The organism is Comamonas sp., assembly GCF_009360615.1.
In the GTDB taxonomy this organism is placed as follows: domain Bacteria; phylum Pseudomonadota; class Gammaproteobacteria; order Burkholderiales; family Burkholderiaceae_C; genus Comamonas.
The window spans coordinates 1-6,319 of the sequence record NZ_SPEY01000106.1 but is presented as its reverse complement, the minus strand read 5'-3'; the positions used below and the strand labels follow the sequence as shown (position 1 = coordinate 6,319).

6 protein-coding genes are annotated in these 6,319 nt (G+C 64.4%); 2 read left to right on the top strand and 4 right to left on the bottom strand.

The window, feature by feature from the left end:
• On the top strand, positions 1-1,715 hold a 1,715-nt coding region (locus E2583_RS22600; RefSeq protein WP_291598888.1), incomplete at its 5' end, for a hypothetical protein.
• Positions 1,712-3,100 (top strand): MATE family efflux transporter, encoded by a 1,389-nt coding sequence (locus E2583_RS22595; protein ID WP_291598886.1) that lies wholly within the window; start codon positions 1,712-1,714, stop codon positions 3,098-3,100. The genes E2583_RS22600 and E2583_RS22595, both read left to right, overlap by 4 nt.
• On the opposite strand, the gene phoR is transcribed toward E2583_RS22595, so the two are convergent.
• The 4 genes from phoR to E2583_RS22575 form a co-directional block, all read right to left on the bottom strand.
• Positions 3,081-4,457 carry a phosphate regulon sensor histidine kinase PhoR gene (phoR, locus tag E2583_RS22590; protein ID WP_291598884.1) on the bottom strand — a complete coding sequence of 459 codons (1,377 nt, stop codon included), beginning with the start codon at positions 4,455-4,457 and terminating at the stop codon, positions 3,081-3,083. The genes E2583_RS22595 and phoR overlap by 20 nt on opposite strands.
• An 87-nt stretch (positions 4,458-4,544) precedes the next feature.
• A complete protein-coding gene (phoB, locus tag E2583_RS22585) occupies positions 4,545-5,240 on the bottom strand; it encodes a phosphate regulon transcriptional regulator PhoB (protein ID WP_291598882.1) in 696 nt (231 codons plus the stop codon).
• A gap of 18 nt (positions 5,241-5,258) precedes the next feature.
• Entirely contained in the window at positions 5,259-5,960 is a 702-nt protein-coding gene (phoU, locus tag E2583_RS22580; RefSeq protein ID WP_003067322.1) for a phosphate signaling complex protein PhoU, read from the bottom strand.
• Between the two features lie 10 nt (positions 5,961-5,970).
• Positions 5,971-6,319, bottom strand: a 349-nt coding sequence (locus tag E2583_RS22575; protein WP_291598879.1) for a phosphate ABC transporter ATP-binding protein, incomplete at its 5' end; no start/stop codon positions are given.

Genomic DNA, 6,319 nt, shown 5'->3' with positions numbered 1-6,319 from the left:
CACCTGCCATTGTTGCCCAAAGCGCCGTGCGCCGACTGCCGCGCTGGGCCCTGCTTTTGCTGTGCCTGGCCTATGTGATTCCCGGCTTTGTCATGCGCGGCCCCTGGCGCTCCAACGATATGGAGGCCTTCGGCTATATGCGCGAGCTGGCGCTGGGTCGCACCGACTGGCTGTCGCCCACGCTCGCGGGTCTGGCTCCCAGCATTGACGGCCTGCTGCCCTACTGGCTGGGAGCCCTGTCGCTGCAGGGATTCGAGTGGCTGCTGGGTCCTGAAATGGCGGCACGCCTGCCTTTTATCGCCTTGCTGATCGTGACCCTGGGGGCCACCTGGTGGGGCGCCTACTACCTGGCACGCACGCCCGGTGCACAGCCGGTGGCCTTTGCCTTTGGGGGAGAGGCGCAGTTGATCGACTACGCCCGCGCCATGGCCGATGGGGCCTTGCTGGCCCTGGTTGCCTGCCTGGGCCTGGCCCAGCTGTCGCATGAAACCACCAGCTATGTCACCCAGCTGGGCTGCACGGCGCTGCTGTTCTTCGCAGCGTCAGCCATGGCCTATCACCCGAGGAAGTCGGCGGCGGCGCTGATATTCGGCCTGATGGGTCTGGCCCTGAGCGGCGCGCCCACACTTGCCGTGCTGCTCGGACTGGGCGCCAGCGTGATCGCCTTCACCCAGCGCAGCTGGGGCGACAATCCGGGCCGCTCACACCGCCAGGCACGCCTCTGGGCCGGAGCCTGGCTTGCCGCCACGGTGCTGGCAGCGAGCCTGACCACCGCACTGGATCAGTGGGTCTGGCATCTCGTGGACTCGTTCAAGGACTGGAGCGCCCTGCTGCAACTGCTGCTGTGGTTCTGCTGGCCTGCCTGGCCCCTGGCCTTGTGGACATTATGGGTCTGGCGCCGCCAGATTGCCTACCCCGGCCACAACCCGCATTTGTCCATCGCCTTGCTGTTTGCCGCCGTTCCTGTGGCTGCATGCCTGAGCAGCACCCCCGCCGATCGCGCTCTGCTGCTGGGACTTCCAGCCATTGCCACCCTGGCCGCCTTCGCGCTGCCCACTTTTCGGCGCAGCATCAGCGCGCTGATCGACTGGTTTACGCTGCTGTTCTTTACGGCATCCGCGATTGCCATCTGGGTGGTCTGGCTGGCATTTCAGACCGGGTTCCCCCCCAAGATTGCCGCCAATATCGCACGCCTTGCCCCGCAGTTTGAAGCCAGCATCTCCTGGCCGACGGTGTTCGTGGCACTCGTGGCCACTGCCGGCTGGTTCGTGCTGGTGGTCTGGCGCACTTCCCGCAACCGCTCGGCCATCTGGAAGAGCCTGGTGCTGCCGGCCGGTGGCGCCACGCTGAGCTGGGTATTGCTGTCCACCCTCTGGATGGAGCCGCTGGACCATGCTCGCAGCTATGCGTTTCAGATGACACAGCTGGACGGCGAGCTCAAGCAAAACGGAGCCACGCGCTGCGTGCTCACCTATGGCCTGGGCCGCTCTCAGATTGCGGCCGTACGCTACTACACCCACGTGGATACGGCACTGCTGCGCCGCAGCGATCCCGGCGACTGCGGCTGGGCACTGGTCGACGCAGACCGATGGGCCGGCGATCACAATCGCAAGCTGCGCCAGGGATGGAGCGAGGTCAGCCGTATCACCCGTCTGGCCGGTCAAAAGGAAGTGCTGCTCCTGCTCAAGTACACCGCCCCCCAAGCCGCGCCATGAAGGGTGAGCTGCCGTACATTGGCCGCCATGCGGGTACGGTGCTGGCCGGCCAACTGGCTGTCATGGCCTTCGGCACCACCGATACCATCGTCGCCAGCCGGTACTCCAACGAGGCCGTAGCCGCCCTGTCCGTGGGCTCGGCCATCTTCATCAGCGTCTATGCCTCGCTGATGGGCATTTTCCAGGCTCTTTTACCCTTGTGGGCCGAACAGCGTGGTGCCGGCCGGACGCAGGCCATCGGCCATTCGCTGCGCCAGTCCATGTATCTGTGTGCCATGGCCTGTGCGCTTGGCATGGCCATGCTGCTCATGCCCGACGCGCTGCTGCGCTGGACCGATGTCCCCGATGCGCTGCAGCTGGAGGTCAAGCGCTATCTCGCCGTGCTGGCCTGGGGCTTGCCGCCGGCGCTGCTGTTTCGCATCTATGGCGCACTCAACCAGGCACTCGGCCACCCCAAGCTGGTCACCTGGCTGCAACTCGTCTCGCTGCTGATCAAAATCCCCTTGTCCGTGTGGTTCACCTTTGGCGGCCCGGGCCTCGCGCCCCAGGGAGCCGTGGGATGCGCAATGGCCACGCTGTGGGTCAACTACACCATGTTTGCCGTCGCCCTGTGGCTGATGCGCACGCAGGATTTCTATGCGCCCCTGGCGCTGTGGCAGAAGCTGGAGCCCCCCGACTGGCTGCTGCTGGGCCGCTTCTGCCGACTCGGCATTCCTGCGGGCCTGGCCATTCTGGTGGAAGTTACCTCCTTCACCCTCATGGCTCTGTATGTGGCAAGGCAGGGTCCTCTCTCGTCCGCCAGCCACCAGATCGCCGCCAATCTGGCCGCCATCTGCTACATGGTTCCGCTGTCCCTGGCCATTGCCACCAGCGCCCGCGTCAGCTACTGGCGCGGCGCGGGCGATGAAGACCGGGCAGGTATGCTGATTCGGCAGTGCTTCAGGCTGACCCTGATGGTCGGCATGGCGACGGCTGCCACACTGTTCATCGCTCGCAGCTGGATCGCAGTCGTCTACACCGACTCCCCTCGTGTGCTGGCGATGACGTCGTGGCTGCTGATCTGCGTGGCGGCATACCATGTGGCGGACTGCGTGCAGACCTATTGCATCTTCGTGCTGCGCTGCTACCGCGTGACCGTGGCACCTCTGGTGATCTACTGCCTGCTGCTCTGGGGCGGCGGCCTGGGCCTTGGCTACTGGCTGACCTACCGATGGCAGGCCTCTCCCGGCTGGCAGGAATGGCAGGCCACGCCCATGCCCTTCTGGGTCTGCAGCGCGGCCGCCCTGCTGATCACGGCCCTGGCATTCAGTGGCATCCTGCGAAGAACCATACGACCGCCAAGGCCCCGAGGGCTGCCAGCAGCGCCTAACGCGACAGGACCTTGACCGGCTCCTCAGCTGCGGCCCGTACGCGGCTGGGCGGAAAAGTCACGGCGAACTCCGAACCCTTGCCCAGCTCGCTCTCGATGCTGAGCCTGGCACCGTGCCGCTGCAGCACATGCTTGACGATGGCCAGACCCAGGCCCGTGCCGCCGGTGTCGCGTGAGCGGCTTCGGTCCACGCGGTAAAAGCGCTCGGTCAGGCGCGACACATGCTTTTCGTCGATACCGGGGCCGGAGTCCTTGACGGCAAAGCGGGCCGATCCATCGGGCAGCAACTGCCAGCGCACATCAATCTGCCCGCCGGCAGGCGTGTAACGCATGGCATTGGCCAGCAGATTGGAAAACGCGCTGTGCAGCTCCGCACTGGCACCCGCCAGCTCGCCGGCCTGCCTGAGCGCCTGCTCATCGGGAAAGTTCAGCACATGGGGCTTGGCCTGCTTGCGCGTCAAGGCATTGGAGAGCCCGCGTGCCTCGTTCTCGCAGCGAGTGAGCAACTGCGCCACCGACACCCAGTCGTTGTTTCCGGGCAGCGGACTGCCCTCCAGGCGCGACAAGGTCAGCAGATCCTCCACCAGATGCTGCATGCGCTCGGCCTGCTGTGCCATCAGCGCCAGATAGCGATTGCGCTCGTCCTCCTGCAGCGGCAGGTTCTGCAGCGTTTCCACGAAACCGGCCAACACCGTCAGCGGCGTGCGGATTTCATGCGAGACATTGGCAACGAAGTCGCGGCGCATGGCCTCGGCCTGCTCGAGAGCCGTCACATCGCGCGCCAGCAGCAGCTTGCGCCCCTCGCCATAGCCATAGATCTGCACCGACAGCTTGACCGGGCGCGACGGGGTGCTTTCGCGTCCCTGCATGACCAGGTCATGGGTGAAATCCTGCGCTACGAAATAGGCACTGAATTGCGGGTTGCGCACCAGGTTGCCTATGCTTTGCATCACATCGCGCTCTGCATCAAAGCCGAACTGCTTGGCAGCAATCTGGTTGCACCATTCGATGCGTCCCTGCGCATCGAGCAGCACCACGCCGTTGGGGCTGGCCTGCAGGGCCGACAAAATGTCGTTGAGCCGCTGATCGCCCTGCTGCACCTGCTGAACGCTCTGGCGAATCCAGCGACGCATGCGCACGCTGGCCTCGCCCCAGATCCCGGACAGATTGGGCACTGCGCCCAGCTCCGACTGGCGCAGCCAGCGCAGCAGCCGCGCACCATTCCAGCTGTCCACCAGCCACCAGATCCAGCCGCCTATCAGGGCACCGGCCATGGCCGCCAGGGATTGTTGAGCCAGCGTCGCACCGGGTGCGACCAGAGTGGCCCACGCCAGCCAGACCACCACGGCTGCTGCAATCTGAGAGGCCAGCAATCGAAAACCACGCCACCCCATATGTGCTTTCAGTTGTGATTTTTGTCGACCCAGCCGGAGCGGGCCGAGGTTGTGGGGAAAGCGCCTTCAGGCCATGGCCTGAGCGCTGAAACGGTAACCTGCGCCACGCACGGTTTCAATCAGAACGCCCGCCGCACCCAGCGATTCGCGCAGGCGCTTGACGTGCACATCCACTGTACGCTCCTCGATGAAGACATGATCACCCCAGACCTTGTCCAGCAGCTGCGCACGGCTGTGCACGCGCTCGGGGTGCTTCATCAGATAGTTGAGAAGCTTGAACTCGGTGGGACCGATCTTGAGCAGATCGCCCTGCCAGCTCACGCGATGGGCTGCGGCATCGAGCACCAGCTCGCCGATGGTGACCTTGTCCTGCACCTGCTCCGGCGCCCGGCGGCGCAGCACGGCACGGATGCGGGCCAGCAGCTCCTGGGTGGAAAAAGGCTTGGTGATGTAGTCATCCGCTCCCGCATCCAGACCCGCCACCTTGTCGGGCTCGTCGCCGCGTGCCGTCAACATGAGAATCGGCACGGCCTTGGTACGGCTGTCGGCGCGCCATTTGCGGGCCAGAGAGAGACCGCTGGCTCCGGGCAGCATCCAGTCGAGCAAGATCACATCGGGCAGCACGGCGTCAAGCTCACGCTGCGCCGACACGCCGTCTTCCGCCCAGACGGGCTGGAAGCCGTTATGCCTCAGATTGACCGCGATCAGCTCTGCAATCGCAGGTTCGTCCTCCACGATGAGGACCATGGGCATCTTCTTCATCCCTGAACAGCCTCCGTCTTACAACACCGCAGATTCGATTTCAGCCATGGTCTGGTGGCGCACATCCTTGCCCTCGACCAGGTAGATGATCAGCTCGGCCACATTCTTGGAATGGTCGCCGATACGCTCGATGGCCTTGGCCAGGAACAGCAGGTCCAGGCTGGCGGAAATGGTGCGCGGATCTTCCATCATGTAGGTGATGAGCTTGCGCACGAAGCCGTCGAACTCTTCGTCGATCAGGTCGTCTTCGCGCAAGATGGCCACTGCCGCCTTGGTGTCCAGCCGGGCAAAGGCATCCAGGGTCTTGCGCAGCAGCTCCGAGGCCATCTGGGCAGCCATGCGCAGCTCTCCGCTGGGCAGCGAGCGGGCCGCACCGCTTTCGATGATGGACTTGACCATGCGGGCCATCTTGCAGGCCTCGTCGCCCATGCGCTCCAGGTTGGCCGTGGCCTTGGAGAAGGCGATCAGCAGGCGCAGATCGCGGGCCGTGGGCTGACGCCGGGCGATGATGGACGACAGCTCGTGGTCGATCTCCACTTCCATGGCGTTGACGCGCTGCTCGGTGCTGATGACCTGCTCCACGGCTTCGGTGCTGAAGCTGGTCAGTGCATAGACCGCATTGCTGATCTGCGACTCGACCAGACCGCCAAGCTCCATGACGCGAGCCGAAACGCGATTGAGTTCGGAGTCGAACTGGGTGGACAAATGTTTTTCTGTCATTTTCAAGTCCTTAGCCGAAGCGGCCTGTGATGTAGTCTTCCGTTTCCTTGCGCTGGGGCTTGAAGAACATTTTTTCGGTATCCCCGAACTCCACCAGGTCACCCAGATACATATAGGCCGTGTAATCGCTGCAGCGGGCGGCCTGCTGCATGTTGTGGGTCACGATGACCACTGTGTAGTCGTTCTTCAGTTCCGCAATCAGCTCCTCGATCTTGGCGGTGGAGATGGGATCCAGCGCCGAGCAGGGCTCGTCGAGCAGCAACACCTCGGGCTTGATGGCAATGCCGCGCGCGATGCACAGACGCTGCTGCTGGCCGCCCGACAGACCCGAGCCGCTTTGCTGCAGCTTGTCCTTGACT